Below are 17,025 nucleotides of genomic sequence, written 5' to 3'. Positions count from 1 at the left end.
CGGCTACTTCTTCTTCTTTGCGACGATCTGCTCCTGCTCGACCTGAGCCTCGCCGCCGCCCTCGATCGAGGCGGAGGTGGTGAGCTCAGTGCCCTCGGACTCGAGGAACGTCGAGACGAACGAGTCGACCTCGGTGTGCAGCGTCTGCTCGTTGTCGTCCGACAGCTGACCCGTCGAGGCGATGTCCGACAGCACCGAGGTGCCGCGACGCAGGTGGTCGATCATCTCGCGCTCGAAGCGCAGCACGTCGGCCACAGGGATCTTGTCGAGCTTGCCCTTGGTGCCTGCCCAGATCGAGACGACCTGCTCCTCCACCGGGTACGGGGTGTACTGGGCCTGCTTGAGCAGCTCCATGAGGCGAGCACCACGCGTCAGCTGCTGGCGCGACGCCGCGTCGAGGTCGGATGCAAACATCGCGAAGGCCTCGAGCGAGCGGTACTGGGCGAGATCGATCTTGAGCGTTCCCGAGACCTTCTTCATCGCCTTGACCTGCGCCGAACCACCCACGCGGGACACGGAGATACCGACGTCGATTGCGGGGCGCTGGTTGGCGTTGAACAGGTCGGACTGCAGGAAGATCTGGCCGTCCGTGATGGAGATGACGTTGGTCGGAATGTACGCCGAGACGTCGTTGGCCTTCGTCTCGATGACAGGCAGACCCGTCATCGAGCCAGCGCCCATGTCGTCCGACAGCTTCGCGCAACGCTCGAGCAGGCGGGAGTGCAGGTAGAACACGTCGCCGGGGTAAGCCTCGCGGCCCGGCGGGCGGCGCAGCAGCAGCGACACGGCACGGTACGCCTCGGCCTGCTTGGACAGGTCATCGAAGACGATGAGGACGTGCTTGCCGTCGTACATCCAGTGCTGGCCGATGGCCGAGCCGGTGTACGGGGCGAGGTACTTGAAGCCCGCGGGGTCCGAGGCGGGGGCGGCGACGATCGTCGTGTACTCGAGCGCGCCGGCCTCCTCGAGGGCGCCACGCACGGAGGCGATGGTCGAGCCCTTCTGACCGATGGCCACGTAGATGCAACGCACCTGCTTGGTCGGGTCGCCCGAGTCCCAGTTGGCCTTCTGGTTGATGATCGTGTCGATCGCGATCGCGGTCTTACCGGTCTGGCGGTCACCGATGATCAGCTGGCGCTGGCCGCGACCGATCGGGATCATCGCGTCGATGGACTTGAGGCCGGTCTGCAGCGGCTCGTGGACCGACTTGCGGTCCATGACGCCGGGCGCCTGGAGCTCGAGGGCACGACGGCCCACGGTCTCGATCTCACCCAGGCCGTCGATGGGGTTACCCAGCGGGTCAACCACGCGACCGAGGTAGCCGTCACCCACGGCGACGGAGAGGACCTCTCCGGTGCGGTGGACCTCCTGGCCCTCTTCGATGCCGGTGAACTCACCGAGCACCACGACACCGATCTCGCGCACGTCGAGGTTCAGGGCGAGGCCCAGGGTGCCGTCTTCGAAGCGCAGCAGCTCGTTCGCCATGCAGCCGGGAAGGCCCTCGACGTTCGCGATGCCGTCGGCGGCCAGCGTGACGCGGCCCACCTCTTCGCGCACGACGCCGGACGGCTCGTACGACTTCACGTAGCTGTCGAGCGCACTCCGGATCTCCTCCGGACTGATCGTCAACTCAGCCATGTCTTTTCTCCTGTCACTACCGCCGGATAGGCGGTGGTCGTCTGTGCTAGCCGACGAGTCGTCGTCGTGCGTCGTCGAGCTTGCTGAGGATGGTGCCGTCGACCACCTCTGACCCGACCTGAACTCGGATGCCGCCCAGGACCTCGGGGTCCACGGCGACGTTGATCTTGATCTCGCGACCGTACGCCTTGGCGAGGATGCCCGCCAGCCGCTCACGCTGCGCGGCGGACAGCTCGACCGAGGCCGTCACGGACGCGACGACGCGTCCACGGCGCTCGGCCGCCTGCTCGAGCAGCGCGTTGATCGCGGGGATCAGGCGCCGTCCGCGCGGCACGCCGACCGCACGCGCGAGCAGCGCGTGCGTCGTCGGTAGCAGCTTGCCGCCCAGCGTGTCCTCGAGCAGCTGCAGTCGCTGCTCCTTGGTCGCCGAGCGGTTCGAGCCCGCGATGAGCAGTTCGCGGTTCGCGACCAGCAGTCGCTCGACCCGGAACAGCTCCTCCTCGACCGAGGACAGCGTGCCCTGGGACTCGGAGTAGGCGAACAGCGCCATCTCGCCGGCGTCCTCGATGGACTCGGCGAGGTCGGCCTCGCCGGACCAGCGGGACTCGGCGAAGGCCGCCACGATGTCGACCGCACGGGGCTCGAGAGACCCGAACAGCTGCTTCACCAGCGAGGCCTTGTCCTTGCCGGGGCGGGCAGGGTCGGTGAGCGCACGGCGCAGCGAGCCCGACGAGTCGAGCGCGTCGACCACGACGAACAGGTGCTCAGCAATCGTGAGCCCATCCTCACCCGCCGCGGTGACGATCGGGTCAAACTCCCGGATCACCGCGTCGTGCGAGGCCTGACTGGTTCCACGCATCGGGCTTATCCCTCCGCCTTCTGCTTGCTGTCCACCTGGGACTCGAGGTCGTCCAGGAAGCTGTCGATGATGCGCTGCTGACGAGCGTCGTCGGCGAGCGATTCGCCCACGATGCGCGAGGCGAGCTCGGTGGCGAGCGCGCCGACCTCGGTACGCAGCGACACGATCGCCTGCTGGCGCTCGGCCTCGATCTGCTTGTGGGCGGTCTCGACGATGCGCTGGGCATCGCCGGAGGCCGCCGTGCGGCTGTCGGAGACGATCGCAGTGGCCTCGGCGCGGGCGTCCTCGCGGATGCGCGCGGCCTCGGCGCGAGCCTCGGTCAGCTGAGCGGTGTACTCCTCGAGCGCCGCTGCCGCCTCAGACTGCGCCTCTTCGGCCTTCTTCAGGCCGCCCTCGATCAGCTCGGCGCGCTCATCCAGCACTGCCTGCATCTTGGGCAGCAGCACCTTCATGAACACGACGACGATGATCACGAAGATGACCGCCGACCACAGGATGTCGTACGGGGCCGGGATCAGCGGGTTAGCAGAGCTCTCCCCGTGAGTCTCCTCGGCCGCGACGACCAACTGGTTGAGAAGCGTCATGGCTTAGGTGAAGAGGAAGCCGGTGACCAGGCCCAGGAGCGCGAGCACCTCGACGAACGCGACACCGATGAACATGGTGGCGCGCAGCTGGCCCGCAACCTCGGGCTGGCGGGACATGCCCTCGATGGTCTTGCCGATCAGGATGCCCAGACCGATACCAGGACCGGTCGCAGCGAGGCCGTAACCGATGGTCGCGACGTTGCCCGAGACCTCGGCGAGAGTGGTGGTGTCCACTGTGTTTCCTTCCGTTGGATGCGAGCCCCGTCCGAGGCCCGCACGTCTTGTGGGGGTGAAGTTCTTAGTGCTCTTCCTCGATCGCCATGTTGATGTACACGGACGACAGCATCACGAACACGTAGGCCTGCAGCGCCGCGACGAAGATCTCGAACAGCGTGAAGGCGAAGCCTGCGGCGAAGGTGACGGCGCCCATGGACTTCATGAATCCGGCGGCCTCGAAGAAGAAGTACTGCGTGGCGGCGAAGCACAGCACCAGCAGCAGGTGGCCGGCCATCATGTTCGCGGCGAGTCGCAGCGCGAGAGTGGCGGGCCGCAGGATGAACACCTGCAGGAATTCGATGGGGGTGAGCAGGACGTAGATGCCCTTCGGAACCCCCGCGGGGAACAGCGACAGCTTGAGGTAGCCGCCCAGGCCGTGCTGCTTGACGCCCACGCCCAGATAGAGCACGTAGACCCAGATCGCCATGATGATCGGCAGGCCGATGAGGGACGTACCAGCGATGTTGATCAGCGGGATCACACCGGTGAGGTTGAACGCGAGAATCGCGAAGAACAGCGTCGTCAGGAACGGCAGGAAGCGCTTGGCGTTCTCCTTGCTCATCACCTGCTCGACGATCTGCGTGCGCACGAAGTCGAGCATGAACTCGAAGGCACCCTGGCCACGACCGGGAACAAGCTTGGCGTTGCGCACGACGAGCCACACCAGCAGGATGAGCACGGCGGCCGCGATGACGCGGGCGAGCTCGATGCGGTTGAACTCGAAGAGCGTGCCCTCGAACAGGAGGGCCGGCGGGTAGAACTCGTCCACCGTCGGGGCATGAAAGCCGTCGGAACCGAAAAGCCATCCGAAGAAGCCGGTCGACGACTCAGCATCGGACGAGGTCTCGGTAACGGCACTCATTGCCGTAACCAGGGCCAGATTCGCCACAGAAATTTCTCCTGGTGTTGTGGAGCACGCGCGGGCGGGGCTGCCGAGCACGCCGGGGACCGTGATGCGTAGGAATCCTAACGCATGAAACGTCCTACTTCGACCCTCCGTCGACGTACGGGATGCGTGCGGAACGGATTACCGAGAAGTCAACCACAAGCGTCGCGATGACGCCGGTGACGGCGAAGGCGGCGAACAGCTCCCGATGAAAGCCGTCGATACCCGCAAGCACGACAAGCGCGATGACAATGATGAGCATCTTGGCCAGCCACGAGCCACCCACGTAACCCGCCATGACGTGCGCGGGCTTGTCATGCGCGATCACCATCGCGACCTGCGTCGTGAGGCCCGCGAGGGCCGCGACGAGCACGCCGGTCTCCGCGGCGATGAGCCCGGCGGTGCCCGCGACCAGCAGCCCGACGGGCACGGCGATGACGGCGAGCGCGACGATGACGATGACGGTGACGCGCAGCGCGCGACGGTAGGTGCGCGATTCCTCGTTCACTACTTCTCCTCGGGGGACGGGGTGCGGATGGCCGATGCCGTGGCCGGGTCATCACGATCACTGACCTCGCGCTCGGGCGAGGCGGGCTCGTCGTCTGCATCGGCCCGTCGCCCCTCCGGCGTCAGCCGCTGCAAAGGCTTCACTCCCCTGCCGGCGGCGCGCCAGCCTCGCGACAGGCGCCGCCTGAGCGGCGGGGAGAAGGTGACGAGGCCCACGATCGCAAGCGCCACGCCCGCGAGGACGAGCGCCACTCCCAGAGGCAAGAACACGAGCGAGACGGTGCCGAACGACAGCACGAACGTCCACAGGTACAGGACGGAGACCGCCCACCGGTGAGAGTGGCCCGCGCGCAGCAGCACGTGGTGGAGGTGGTGGGCGTCGGGCATGAAGGGACTGTGCCCCTTGAGCGTGCGCCTGATCACGGCAGCGGTCATGTCGATCAGCGGTACGGCCACGACCATGAGGGGCAACACGATGGGGATAAAGGCGGGAATGCGCTCGCGCTGCGAGACCACCTCGGGGTCGATCTGGCCGGTGACGATGATCGCGGCGCCGGCGATGACGAGTCCCAGCACCATCGAGCCCGAGTCGCCCATGAAGATCCGGGCGGGGTGCAGGTTGTGGGGCAGAAAGCCGAGGCATGCGCCGACCAGCACCGCCAGCACGAGCGAGGCGAGCGACGAATAGTCGCCCGGTGACGCCGAGCGGGCGAGCACGTAGGTGTACGTGAGGAAGGCCGCGCCGCCGATCGCGATGACCCCTGCCGCGAGACCGTCGAGGCCATCGACAAAGTTCACGGCGTTCATCGCCACGACCACCACGATCACGGTCGCGGCGAGCGACAGGTACGAGCTGCCGATGGTGAGGCCGAAGATGGGCACCGAGACCAGCTGAACTCCGCCCCACGCCATGATCAGCGCGGCGAGCACCTGGCCCGCGAGCTTGGCCATCCAGTCGAGGTCCCAGATGTCGTCGGCGAGGCCAAGCAGACACACGAGCCCCGCTCCCGCGAGCACGCTCCACGCGGCCGACGAGGTTTCGAAGACGGGTGTGAGGAACGGGATATTGCTCGAGACCGCGATACCTCCAGCGAGCCCGAGGAAGATCGCCACACCCCCCAGTCGCGCGGTGGGCAGCTTGTGGACGTCACGGTCTCGCACGGCCGTCACGGCCCCCACACGGAACGCGAGGTGCCTCATCGCCGGTGTCGTGGCGTACGCAACGAGCGCCGCGATCACCAAGAGCGTGAGGTAAACCTTCACCCGTCGGCCTCCGGGGCATCGGCCGCCGCGGGCTCGGGCGCGAACGCCGCGGCGCCCGCGATCTCGACGAGCCGATCGCGGCTGATGCCGCCGTCGCGCACGACCTTCAGACCCGCGGGGTCGGTCGCGTCGACGATGGTCGACGCTGTGCCCAGCGGGGCGTCGCCGCCGTCGAGGTAGACGGCGACCGCGTCGCCCAATTGCTCGAGCGCGTCCGATGCCGTGGTCGCCGCAGGCTGTCCGGTCTTGTTGGCACTGGTCACCGCGAGCGGGCCGGTGCGCTTCAGCAGCGCGAGGGCAGCCGGGTGATCCGGCATCCGCAGCGCCACGGTTCCGTGGGTGTCGCCGAGGTCCCAGGCCAGCGACGGCTGGGCTTGCACGATGACCGTGAGGGCGCCGGGCCAACAGGCCTCCATGAGGGCACGGGCGGCATCCGGCACGTCGTAGCCCAGTCCGTCGACGGTGCGAGCGTCCGGGATCAGGACGGGCGGCGGCATCTGGCGTCCGCGGCCCTTTGCGGCCAGGACAGCAGCGACGGCCTGCGGATTGAAGGCGTCGGCGCCGACGCCGTAGACGGTGTCAGTGGGCAGCACGATGACGGCGCCCCGGCTGACCGCGTCGACGGCGGCGTCGAGGCTGGGACCCCAGGTGGCAGGGTCAGAGCACGGGTAGATCACGAGAGGTAGTGTCTCAGACACCCACGCGAGTCACGATGAGCATGCGGTCGCGTCCCGTCAGGTCCTGCTCGGTACGGGCTCCATCCCAGAACTCGGAGCGCTCGCAGTGTTCCCTGAGCGCCGCTCCCTGGTTCTCGGCGTGCTCCATGATGAGCGTGCCGCCCACGCGCAGCAGGCGCGCGGCCTCGTCGATGATCGCGCGGGGCAGATCAAGGCCGTCCTCGCCCATGCCGTACAGCGCCTCCGGCGGGTCGTACTCGCGCACCTCGACGTCGCGAGGCACGCCGTCCGGCGGGATGTACGGCGGGTTGCTGACGATGACGTCCGCGCAGCCCTCGAACAGGTGCAGGCAACGCTTCGCGTCGCCCAGCAGCGTTCGCGTGCGCTCGCGCACCTCGGCGCGCATGCCGCGCGCGTTGATGCGCAGGTAGACGAGGGCGCCCTCGGAGGCCTCGACCATCGACACCTCGGCGTTCGGGACCTCATCCGCGATCGACAGGCCGATGGCGCCCGACCCGGCGCATAGGTCGGTGACGCGGACCTTGCCGTCCTTGCCAGGGGTTGCCGCGCGGGCCGCGTCGATGGCGGCCTGGGCGACCACCTCGGTCTCGGGACGCGGCACGAAGACGCCCGCCCCGACCTGGAGGTCCAGATTGCGGAAGTACGCCTTGCCCGTGATGTGTTGCAGCGGCTCACGGCCGACACGACGGGCCACGCGGGCCTCGAGGAGGTCGTGATCAAGCGGGTCGAGGGGCCAGTGGTCGTCACGCGCGGCGGCGGTACGGACCTCTCCCGGCTCCCACTTGAAGGTGTGCGCCATGAGGACCACGGCATCGGCCTCAGGCGAGGGAACCCCCGCATCGGCCAAACGGCGCGTGATCTCCTTGAGTCGTGCTCCGACGGTAGGCAATTACGCCTCGTGAGCGGCGAGGCGAGCGGCCTCGTCGGCATCGATGGCTGACTGGATCACGGGCTGCAGGTCTCCTGCCAGGACGTGGTCAAGGTTGTACGCCTTGTACCCGGTGCGATGGTCGGCGATGCGGTTTTCGGGGAAATTGTAGGTGCGAATACGCTCCGAACGGTCGACGGTGCGCACCTGCGACTTGCGCATGTCCTGGGCCTCGGCCTCCGCCGCTTCCTTCTGGGCGGCGAGCAGGCGGGCACGCAGGATGCGCATGGCCGACTCCTTGTTCTGAAGCTGGCTCTTCTCGTTCTGGCAGCTGACCACGATGCCCGTGGGCAGGTGCGTGAGGCGCACGGCGGAGTCGGTGGTGTTCACCGACTGGCCGCCCGGTCCCGAGGAGCGGTAGACGTCGACGCGCACGTCGTTCATGTCGAGCTCGACGTCCTCAACCTCTTCCGCCTCGGGGTACACGAGCACACCGGCGGCGGAGGTGTGGATGCGGCCCTGCGACTCGGTCGCGGGCACACGCTGCACGCGGTGCACACCGCCCTCGTACTTGAGGTGGGCCCACACGCCGTCCTCGGGCTCGACGGAGCCTTTGGCCTTCACGGCGACCGAGAGGTCCTTGTAGCCGCCCATGTCGGTCTCGGTGGCCTCGAGGATCTCGGCCTTCCAGCCCTTCGACTCCGCGTACTTGAGGTACATCTTGAGCAGGTCGCCCGCGAACAGCGCAGACTCCTCGCCACCCTCGCCGGACTTGATCTCGAGGATCACGTCGCGGGCGTCGTCGGGGTCGCGAGGGATAAGAATGCGGCGCAGGGTCTCGGTGGCCTGCTCGGCCGCCTGCTCCAGCGCCGGGACCTCGGCGGCGAACTCGGGGTCGGCACCGGCCATCTCCCGTGCTGCCTCAAGGTCGTCCTGGGCGGTCTCCCAGGCCCGATGCGCGGCGACGACGCGGCCGAGCTCCGCGAACCGACGGCCCAGCGTGCGCGACTTCCCGGCATCCGCGTGGATGGAGGGGTCGGCGAGCTGACGCTCGATATCGGTGTACTCGTCCAGCAGAGGCTGGACTGCTGCGAAGGCTTCGGCCACGTCGTCGTCGGGTAAGGCTTCGGGTTACTTCTGGTTGCCGTAGCGCTTCTGGAAGCGCGCGACGCGGCCACCGGTGTCCATGATCTTCTGCTTGCCGGTGTAGAACGGGTGGCAAGCCGAGCAGACCTCAACCGAGATCTCGCCGCTCTTGACGGTCGAGTTGGTCTCAAAGGTGTTGCCGCAGGTGCACGTGACAGTGGTGGCCACGTACTCGGGGTGGATGTCCTTCTTCATGATCTCCCTTAAGAGTGCCTCCGGGTCCTTGCGCGTACTTCGCGGTCGGTGAACCGGACGGCCAGCGTTCTATTGTGCCACGGTCGTCAAGGGGTGGCGAGCCGCGTGTGACGTCGGGCACGTCGGGCGACCAGGCTGGCCACGGCATCGGCCGCCCCCCGCGCGCGCGAACCGAGCCACGGGGTGCCCGAAAATCAAGCAATCCGGGCGCCCCGCGGCTCGTAGGAAGGGGTCGCTAGGAGACCGCCACCGTCATCGAGGTGCCCTTCTGCTTGAGCACCTTGATCTGGGTACCTGTCGCGGGGAGCTTCACGCCGTGGTTGGGCAGCTCCTCGAACCAGTACTGGTCGGTGTCATCGAACACCCGGTTGCCGGCCTGGCCCTTGATCTTGCTCCTCACGCCATCGACATGGAGGGTCATGCCGTCCGTGCGAGTCAGCCCGAACGGGGCGTCATAGACCTGCACGCGAGCCCGCCACAGGTCGCCGTTGACGTCCTTGAGCGGAGTGGGGTGCGCATCGATGTAGAGGTTGCGACCACTGCCCGGGTGGGCGAAGGTGTCGTTGTCCGAGTACGAGGTGTCCCAGTACGAGATCAGCAGACCCTCCTGGTAGGCGTAGTGGTCCACCAGGTCGGGCTTGGACTCGCCATAGCCGAAGAAGTACGGCCCGGTCTCGAGGTACTTGTCGTACGAGGTGTAACTACGGTTCGCCGCGATATAGAAGTGCGGGTAGTCCTCGGTGGACTCCTCCCCCACGATCGCGAAGCCGTCGGCGACCCAACCGTTGTCTGCTGACTCGGCATCGTCCGAGAAGACGCCCTCCACCGCGATGTCGTCGAGGAAGATGCCGTCGACCACGTCGGGGTCGTTACCCGCGACTCCACCGTCGGTCATGTAGCGCAGGCGGAGGCTCACGTCCTGTCCGGCGAAGGCGGTGAGGTCATAGCTGGCGTCCATCCAGTCGGCCTGGGTGCCGTCCGTCGCGAAGATGTCCTCCGTTGTGGTGAGGCTTCCCTCGATCGGCACGTAGCCCGAACCCGAGTCGACCTCGACGTAGAAGTAGTCGTAGCCGGTCTCGATGTCGTAGCGGGCCTGGAATGTGAGTTCTGCACCCTCGGCAGGGACGGTGAGGTCGCGGGTAAGGGTGCTGGAGAGGTCGTCGCCCGTTCCGGAGTACCACTGGCCTTCACCGCTGGCCGGCGCGCCCAGGTCGACCGTGACCGTCTTGGGCGGCAGGCCCACGATGAGGGACTGGGGCTTCTTCGAGTTGTACTCGGCGGGGCCAAGATCGACCTTCTTCTTAGTTCCCGCGGTCACGTACTCGTAGTCGAGCCAGCCCAACTGGAGCTTGTTCCACGCGCCCAGGTCGCCGCCGCGCTCGCCGAGCCCGCCGTCCCTCTTAGCGTTGAGCCGACTCTGCGCCATCAGCGTCCAGTGCTCGTTGTTGTTGTCACCGCCGGACAGCACGTTGTAGTCGTCCGGGAGCCCCAGGTCGTGGCCGTACTCGTGGTAGAACACGCTGCGCCCGCCGTTTTCAGGCTGGATGGTGTAGTCGCCGATCCACACGCCGGACGTGCCGATCTCGGTGCCACCCAGGGGGTTGCTCGACGGGCCCGCCAGGCCGATGGTGTTGGCGAAGGCGTACCAGCGGTGGGACCAGATGGCGTCCGAGCCGTAGATGGGGTCGCCATCGGCCTGGTCTCCACCCGCGTGGACGATCTGGAAGTGGTCGATGTAACCGTCCGGCTCATTGAAGTCGCCGTCGCCGTCGAAGTCGTAGCGGTCCCACACGTCGAACGACTGCAGGTCCGCGTTCACCTCCTCCTCGGAGCGGCCCTGGGCAAGCTGGTCCTCGTACCAAACGTTGGCGGCGTCCTTCACCAGGTCCCAGACCGTGCTGCAGACGTTCGAGCCACAGGCGTCGGTGCCGTAGCGGGCCTGCGAGTAGTCGACCTTGACCCAGTCCGTCACGGTGCCGTCCACGCTGTAGCGGCCCGAAGACTGCGTCTCGTAGTACTCCCGCAGCGACTCGTCGTCGCCGAAGTACAGGTCCTGGTAGTGGCCCTGGTCGTAGTCGGCCTGCCACACGGTGGAGTTGTCGACCTTGCGGTCGGGGGCCGGGATCTCGTTGTGGAGCGGGCCCTCGGTGCGCTGCGCATCCTCGGCAGGCTCGATGCCGTCGAGCTGCTCGTCGCCGAACTCGGCGAGAATCACGAAGATCCGGTCGGTCGCCTCGCGGGACAGCTCGACGTACTGGTCCTTCGTCTTCGTGCCGCCCTTGGCACCGCGGGCGTTGGGATTCGTCGCCGCAACGGCTTCCTCGCCGACCTTCGCGACAGTGCTTGCACCGCGCTGCTCGGTCTCTAGGTCACCGGTGAGGACCTGGGCCACCGCGCTCTCGCGCAGCGCCGAGCGCTTCTCGTCGAGGGGGTTCGGCATGTTGTCGCTCTGAACGGCTTCGCTCGCGACCGGATCCTCCGGTGGGGCGCCGTTGGCGCTAGGCGCGGCGTGGGCCGCGGGGACGGCGAACATGCTCCCTCCCAGAAGCGCAACTGTGGTCGCCGCCAGCATGGTCTTTCGCATCCATTCCTCCGTGCGTATCGGATGCCAGAGCCGCTCGTGGTGGTCCCGGCATCGTGCCAGGCGGGTCCGGTTGGCCCGCCTTGGTGCGTGACGCCTCGATGAGGGCTGTGGCGTCCCCATCGGAGGTCGCATCGTCACGACCTGGGGAATAGACGTAGCACCCGTTCGGGGCGAATGTCCTGGTTTGTGGGGTATTCAACATCTGACTTGCGCTCTCAGAAACCTCACAGTCGCGGGGGCTGGCGGCCGCATGCGCCCCGTGGATTCTGGCGGGACATGAGGGTCGGATTCGGGCCATTTTCGACCCTCATGTCCCGCTGGGACGCGCGGCGTTGTCCACAGATCGCGCCGAACGCTTCTGAAGGCTGCGGGAAGGTGGTCGGATGGCCGTTGTGCGCCTCATCCTCGACCTCATGGCACGCGATCGACCGCTCGCCGAATTCCTCGCATCGAACGCACATGCCTTCACGAGGTCGGATTTGGTGTCCGGTTGGTCGCGGGTCGCGCTCGAGCGCGTCGTACATGACGGCAACGCGGAGCGGATTCTTCCGGGCGTGTACTGCGGTCGTGCGCACCGCGCGCACCCGGTGGTCATGGGCGAGGCACTCAACCTGTGGCACCCCGCCGGGCTGGTCACCGGCCCGCTGGCTGTCCACTTGTATGCACCATCGATGCCCGTGCCTGCCGTCGCCCACGTGCGAGTCATCAATGGGCGCCGCCCGCGAGCCCCTTCCTGGGTACGCACCATTCAGGGCGACAGCGTCACGCGCAAGAGCTATCCGAAGATGATCGGCTGCACCGTCCCCCAAGACGCGGTCCTCGACGCATGGCGGGTCGGCTCGCCGGGCGACCGGCTCGACTTCCTCTGGCAAGCACTCTGGACAAAGGTGTGCACCGCCCGCCAGTTATCCAGCACTCTCGCACAGGCCCACCGCGTCCCGTCACGAAGCGCGTTGCAGCAAGTACTTAACTGGTTCCGCGATGGCGCAACGTCGCCGTTGGAGGTGCGTGCCAAGTACGAGACGTTTGCTGACGCGAGGTTCAGGGAGTTTGAGTGGCAGGTTCCGCTCGTGTTCGGCCCACGTCGCGCCGTCGTCGACATGCTGCATCGCCGCGCCATGGTCGTGGTGGAGCTCGACGGCGACCGGTTCCACTCCACCGTCAGAGCTCGCAATGACGACAGGAACCGGCAGACCGACCTCACCGCCGCCGGGTATTCGGTGGTGCGCTTTGGCTGGAACGACATCACGCAACGTCCCGAGTGGTGCCGCGAGCGCGTCCTGCGGACCGTGGCCGGTCGTCTTGCACGCCGTAGCGGGACATGAAGGCCGGAGTTCGATTCACGCACATCCCCGTGGCCCCACCCTTCGCCCTCGCGCCGGCGCACTTGTGGCCAACGCGCATGGACGATTGACCCCACTCCCGGCATGAAGGGGTATGAATGCATCACCGATGAACGACCTTGACCACCTGCTCGCGCGATCGGCGCCTCCGTCCACGCCTGACGGGCCCGCGATGGACGCAGCAATCAGCGCGCTCGTCGACGAGGCGCGCGCCGCGGCCACTCCACGCCGGCGCTGGCGACGCCGCGCGCTATGGACGGGCGCCGCGGTAGCGGTAATCGCCCTAGGAGGAGCGGGGGCCGCAGCGGTACTCCCGGATAGGCGTACCGAGCCAGATCCATTCATGCTCTCCACCGAGCAGTGGAACGCGATGCCCGCTCAGATCGAGTGGACCTATACGGATGCCGATGGCTACCGCTGCGCGGCGCGTCTCGTGACATCTGAGCTTTCCAAGGCGCAGGAAACCGAGATCCGCTCGCGGCTGAGCGATCCCGCATCGTTGCTCGAGGCCGACGGTGGCGCAGTGCGCGCCGAGTTCATGGCACGGTACGACGAGGACGAGCGCAAGCAGGAGATCGCAGACAGAAGCACGTGGGCCTCGTGGATCGAGCTCGCCTACGACGAAATCGCACGCCTCGACCTCGACGCTGGCACATCGGAGCTCGAGGGCGTGCCCATGACCTCGACTCATACCAACGAAACATTCGAGCACGCCTACTCCCGGCTCATCCTGGATGGCCTTGAGTCCGACCTCGTCGACCCACTCAGCGATCTTGTCCCGGACTCAGCCTGCGAGGTGGGCGAGTGAGTGCCGCCGACGATCAGTTCGCGGGCGACCTGCACACGCACGGGCCCGACATCCTCCGCTACCTCCAGCGCCGCTCCCCCGATGCCGCCGCCGACCTGTTGGGCGAGACCATGCTCGTGGCCTGGCGACGGCGAGCCGATGCGCCGAGCGAGGACGGCCAGACGCGCCTATGGCTCTTCGGGATCGCGCGGATGTGCCTCCGCGGGCACAGGCGCGACGAATCGCGCCGGTTGAGACTGACGGAGCGCGTAGCGGTACTCGCCGTGGCACCGCCCGACACCGACGAGGCGCTCGTCCTCGACGTGCGTGCCGCGATCGCGTCCCTCCCGGAGCCCCAACGCGAACTCGTCGAGCTCATTCACTGGGAAGGTCTCTCGATCGTCGACGCAGCATGCGTCCTGGGCACGAAAGCCTCGCCAGCGCGGTCGCGCTATGCGAAGGCGCGGGCCGCGCTTGAGGACACGCTGGCATCGGCCGTCGTGGACCGGTGAGTGCCTCGTAGCGGGACATGAAGGTCGGATTCGGGCGATTTTCGACCCTCATGTCCCGCCAGGAGCGAGGCGCGCGGGGCGGCTCGGGGCAGAAAGACGCGAGGGCCCCGGCGCCTCCCACAAGGGAAGGCTCCGGGGCCCTGGCGAGAGCAGCGCGGTCCGTCGGGGCCGCGTGCCGCCTACTTCGTGGTGAGCTCGTTGTCGAGGTCGTCCTTGCCCGGCGTGGTCTTGGCGACCTGCATCAGGAACTCGGCGTTCGACTTGTTCTCGCGCAACTTGCCCAGCAGCAGCTCGGTCGCGGCCTGCGCGTCGAGCGCGGTGAGCACGCGGCGCAGCTTCCACATGACCTTGAGTTCCTCGTTCGAGACCAGAATCTCCTCGCGGCGCGTGCCGGACGAGTTCACGTCCACGGCCGGGAAGATGCGGCGGTCCGCGAGCTGGCGCGAGAGGCGCAGCTCCATGTTGCCGGTGCCCTTGAACTCCTCGAAGATCACCTCGTCCATCTTGGAGCCGGTGTCGACGAGCGCGGTCGCGAGGATGGTCAGCGAGCCGCCGTTCTCGATGTTGCGCGCCGCGCCGAAGAACTTCTTGGGCGGGTACAGCGCCGCCGAGTCCACGCCACCGGACAGGATGCGGCCCGATGCGGGTGCGGACAGGTTGTAAGCGCGACCCAGGCGGGTGATGCCGTCGAGCAGCACCACGACGTCCTGGCCCAACTCCACCAGACGCTTGGCGCGCTCGATCGCGAGCTCGGCAACCTGGGTGTGGTCGGAGGCGGGACGGTCGAACGTCGACGCGATGACCTCACCCTTGACCGAGCGCTGGAAGTCGGTGACCTCCTCGGGGCGCTCGTCGACGAGGACCACCATGAGGTGCACCTCGGGGTTGTTCGCCGCGATCGCGTTGGCGATGTTCTGCATGATCAGCGTCTTGCCGGCCTTGGGCGGCGACACGATGAGGCCGCGCTGACCCTTGCCGATGGGCGCGACGATGTCGATCACGCGGGTCGACAGCAGGCGCGACTCGGTCTCGAGGTGCAGACGCTCCTGGGGGTACAGCGGGGTGAGGTCGCCGAACTCCTTGCGGTTCCTGGCCTCCTCGGGCGTCACACCGTTGACCGTCTCGACGTGCGCCAGCGCGTTGAACTTCTGGCGCTGGCCGCGGTCGCCCGGACGGGGAGGACGCACGGCGCCAGTGATCGCGTCACCCTTGCGCAGGCCGTACTTCTTGACCTGGTTCATGGACACGTACACGTCCGACTTGCCCGAGAGGTAGCCGGTGGTGCGTACGAAAGCGTAGTTGTCGAGAATGTCGATGATGCCGCCGACGGGCGTCAACTCATCGTCGTCGTGGACGTCATCCTCGTCCTGGCGCAGGCTCTGGCCTCCCTGGCCGGAAGCCTGCTCATCGCGCTCACGGCCACGCCCACGGCCGCGACCGCGGCCACGGCGGCGGCGCCCACCACGCTCGTCGTCATCGTCGCTCGCGCGGTTCTGATTGTCACCCTGGCGGTCGTCCTGAGCGTCCTTGGCCTCGGGCTTCTCGGCTCCGGGCAGCTGCAGTGCCTCGGCGGCACGGCGCGCTCGCTCGGAGCGGTCGTCCTGCTCGTTGCGGCGCTGAGTGTCGGCCTGGGCTGCCTGCGAGTCGCGGCCGTCCTGGCGCGCGTTCTGAGGCTGGCCGCCCTGCGACTGGCTGCGGCGCGAGCGCTGCGCGGCGGGCTTGTCCGCCGCCTCGCCGGAGGCGGGGGCCGATGCCGTGGCGTGGGCCGCGGCCTCGCTCGCCTGGGCGGAGCGGGCAGGCTCGGAAGCCTGCCCGGACGCATCGGCGGCGGGTGCGGCGGCCTTGGCGGCTGCGGCGCCGGCCTTCGAGGCCCGCTCCTTCTTCGGGGCGGTGGCGGGCTTGGCCGGGGCGGCTCCGCCGTTCTTGATGGCCTCGATGAGGTCACCCTTACGCATCTTCTTGACGCCAGAGACGCCCAGTTCGGAGGCGAGTGCCTGCAACTGGGGGAGCTTCATGGCGCTGAGGGCCGCGCTGTTGTCCGCGCTGGCCACGGTGGTGTCGGTCACACTGTTCCTTCCCTCGCACGAGCCGGGGCGGCTCTAGAGAATGTGAATGCGAGTGATCCCCTCAAAGCATCCGGGTATGCGCGTACGCCGTCGTCCGCTGACGCTTCAAAGTCTGGGAATCGTTCCTCACCCGCGACCTGTGTCTGCCGGGAGGAACATGGCCAGGTTAGCACCCGGCGGTTCGGCGGCTCAACCAGCGTGATGTCCGGGCGTGGCGCACGCGCGCGAACCTGCGGGTGCCCCGGATGTCACGGTGCCACAGCAGAGGAATCTGCGCGTCCATCTTGCTGGCGCCACCGCCGCGCAATAGCCTCAAGCTGACGAGCCGCCGACGGCGCGTCGGCAACCAACGAGAGGATGTGCGGTCCATGACCCTCGGACCCATCGAAATCGTGGTGATCGGCTTTGAGTCCGGCACCTTCAAGGGCGAGATCGTCCAGGAGCTAGGCACCCTGGTCGACGCCGGCACCATCAGCATCGTGGATGGCCTGTTCGTGCGTCGCACCGCCGAGGATGAGCTCGACTATCTGGAGCTGGACCAGGTCGGCGACGACTCCGAGGTGTCGCGCCTCGCGGCACTGGCGGACCGCATCGACGGCCTGGTGTCCGCGGAGGACGTCGACGAACTCGCGGGAGAACTGCCCGTGGGCGGCGCGGCGGCGATCCTGGTGTTCGAGCACACGTGGGTGAAGCCCCTGCGTGACGCCGTCTTCGCCGCCGGCGGCGAACTCGCCGAGTCCATCCGCGTCCCCGGCCCGGTCGTCAGCGAGGTTCTCGCCGAGATCGAGGCGCTCGAAAACGAGGAGAACTAAC

The 17,025-nt window shown here is 67.7% G+C and carries 17 protein-coding genes; 4 read left to right on the top strand and 13 right to left on the bottom strand.

All coding sequences use genetic code 11. The features are described from left to right. Window positions 1-3: 3 nt before the first annotated feature. The 12 genes from atpA to B7K24_RS05535 all read right to left on the bottom strand — a co-directional run bounded on the left by atpA (window position 4) and on the right by B7K24_RS05535 (window position 11,453). On the bottom strand, window positions 4-1,638 hold the full coding sequence (gene atpA / locus B7K24_RS05590) for a F0F1 ATP synthase subunit alpha (RefSeq protein WP_084129116.1): 1,635 nt from the start codon (window positions 1,636-1,638) through the stop codon (window positions 4-6). Between the two features lie 46 nt (window positions 1,639-1,684). After that, a complete protein-coding gene (locus B7K24_RS05585) occupies window positions 1,685-2,497 on the bottom strand; it encodes a F0F1 ATP synthase subunit delta (protein ID WP_084129115.1) in 813 nt (270 codons plus the stop codon). A 5-nt stretch (window positions 2,498-2,502) separates the two neighbouring features. Then, window positions 2,503-3,081: a F0F1 ATP synthase subunit B gene (locus B7K24_RS05580; RefSeq protein WP_084129114.1), complete on the bottom strand. Its 579-nt coding sequence runs from the start codon at window positions 3,079-3,081 to the stop codon at window positions 2,503-2,505. 3 nt (window positions 3,082-3,084) lie between these two features. Next, window positions 3,085-3,315 (bottom strand): ATP synthase F0 subunit C, encoded by a 231-nt coding sequence (gene atpE / locus B7K24_RS05575; protein ID WP_084101823.1) that lies wholly within the window; start codon window positions 3,313-3,315, stop codon window positions 3,085-3,087. 64 nt (window positions 3,316-3,379) lie between these two features. Next, the gene (atpB, locus tag B7K24_RS05570; RefSeq protein WP_234986563.1) at window positions 3,380-4,246 is read right to left on the bottom strand and encodes a F0F1 ATP synthase subunit A; all 867 of its coding nucleotides are present in this window, start codon (window positions 4,244-4,246) and stop codon (window positions 3,380-3,382) included. Window positions 4,247-4,340: 94 nt separating this feature from the next. Then, window positions 4,341-4,751, bottom strand: a complete 411-nt coding sequence (locus tag B7K24_RS05565) for a hypothetical protein (RefSeq protein ID WP_084129112.1) — start codon at window positions 4,749-4,751, stop codon at window positions 4,341-4,343. Beyond that, window positions 4,751-6,013, bottom strand: a complete 1,263-nt coding sequence (locus B7K24_RS05560; RefSeq protein WP_084129111.1) for an MraY family glycosyltransferase — start codon at window positions 6,011-6,013, stop codon at window positions 4,751-4,753. The genes B7K24_RS05565 and B7K24_RS05560 overlap by 1 nt, the downstream gene beginning before the upstream one ends. Next, window positions 6,010-6,687 carry an L-threonylcarbamoyladenylate synthase gene (locus B7K24_RS05555; protein ID WP_084129272.1) on the bottom strand — a complete coding sequence of 226 codons (678 nt, stop codon included), beginning with the start codon at window positions 6,685-6,687 and terminating at the stop codon, window positions 6,010-6,012. The genes B7K24_RS05560 and B7K24_RS05555 overlap by 4 nt, the downstream gene beginning before the upstream one ends. Window positions 6,688-6,703: 16 nt before the next feature. Further along, window positions 6,704-7,600 (bottom strand): peptide chain release factor N(5)-glutamine methyltransferase, encoded by an 897-nt coding sequence (gene prmC, locus B7K24_RS05550; RefSeq protein WP_084129110.1) that lies wholly within the window; start codon window positions 7,598-7,600, stop codon window positions 6,704-6,706. Continuing rightward, a complete protein-coding gene (gene prfA / locus B7K24_RS05545) occupies window positions 7,601-8,686 on the bottom strand; it encodes a peptide chain release factor 1 (RefSeq protein ID WP_084129109.1) in 1,086 nt (361 codons plus the stop codon). Between the two features lie 24 nt (window positions 8,687-8,710). After that, window positions 8,711-8,920, bottom strand: coding sequence for a 50S ribosomal protein L31 (gene rpmE, locus B7K24_RS05540; protein ID WP_084077040.1), 210 nt, complete (start codon window positions 8,918-8,920; stop codon window positions 8,711-8,713). 235 nt (window positions 8,921-9,155) lie between these two features. After that, the gene (locus B7K24_RS05535) at window positions 9,156-11,453 is read right to left on the bottom strand and encodes an immune inhibitor A domain-containing protein (RefSeq protein WP_144268138.1); all 2,298 of its coding nucleotides are present in this window, start codon (window positions 11,451-11,453) and stop codon (window positions 9,156-9,158) included. 443 nt (window positions 11,454-11,896) lie between these two features. On the opposite strand from B7K24_RS05535, the gene B7K24_RS05530 reads away from it, so the two are divergent. The 3 genes from B7K24_RS05530 to B7K24_RS05520 all read left to right on the top strand — a co-directional run bounded on the left by B7K24_RS05530 (window position 11,897) and on the right by B7K24_RS05520 (window position 14,146). Beyond that, window positions 11,897-12,829: a type IV toxin-antitoxin system AbiEi family antitoxin domain-containing protein gene (locus tag B7K24_RS05530; RefSeq protein ID WP_159449160.1), complete on the top strand. Its 933-nt coding sequence runs from the start codon at window positions 11,897-11,899 to the stop codon at window positions 12,827-12,829. Between the two features lie 361 nt (window positions 12,830-13,190). Beyond that, window positions 13,191-13,655 (top strand): hypothetical protein, encoded by a 465-nt coding sequence (locus tag B7K24_RS05525; RefSeq protein ID WP_084129106.1) that lies wholly within the window; start codon window positions 13,191-13,193, stop codon window positions 13,653-13,655. Then, window positions 13,652-14,146 (top strand): RNA polymerase sigma factor, encoded by a 495-nt coding sequence (locus B7K24_RS05520; protein ID WP_234986562.1) that lies wholly within the window; start codon window positions 13,652-13,654, stop codon window positions 14,144-14,146. The genes B7K24_RS05525 and B7K24_RS05520 overlap by 4 nt, the downstream gene beginning before the upstream one ends. Window positions 14,147-14,325: 179 nt before the next feature. On the opposite strand, the gene rho is transcribed toward B7K24_RS05520, so the two are convergent. Next, complete coding sequence (rho, locus tag B7K24_RS05515) at window positions 14,326-16,161, bottom strand: transcription termination factor Rho (protein WP_084129271.1); 1,836 nt, start codon at window positions 16,159-16,161, stop codon at window positions 14,326-14,328. 419 nt (window positions 16,162-16,580) lie between these two features. Between rho and B7K24_RS05510 the strand changes: the two genes are divergently transcribed. Then, entirely contained in the window at window positions 16,581-17,024 is a 444-nt protein-coding gene (locus B7K24_RS05510; RefSeq protein ID WP_084129105.1) for a DUF6325 family protein, read from the top strand. Window position 17,025: the final 1 nt, after the last annotated feature.

It is taken from the genome of Demequina sp. NBRC 110055 (assembly GCF_002090135.1).
In the GTDB taxonomy this organism is placed as follows: Bacteria; Actinomycetota; Actinomycetes; order Actinomycetales; family Demequinaceae; genus Demequina.
This window is presented reverse-complemented; position numbering and strand designations above follow the sequence as displayed.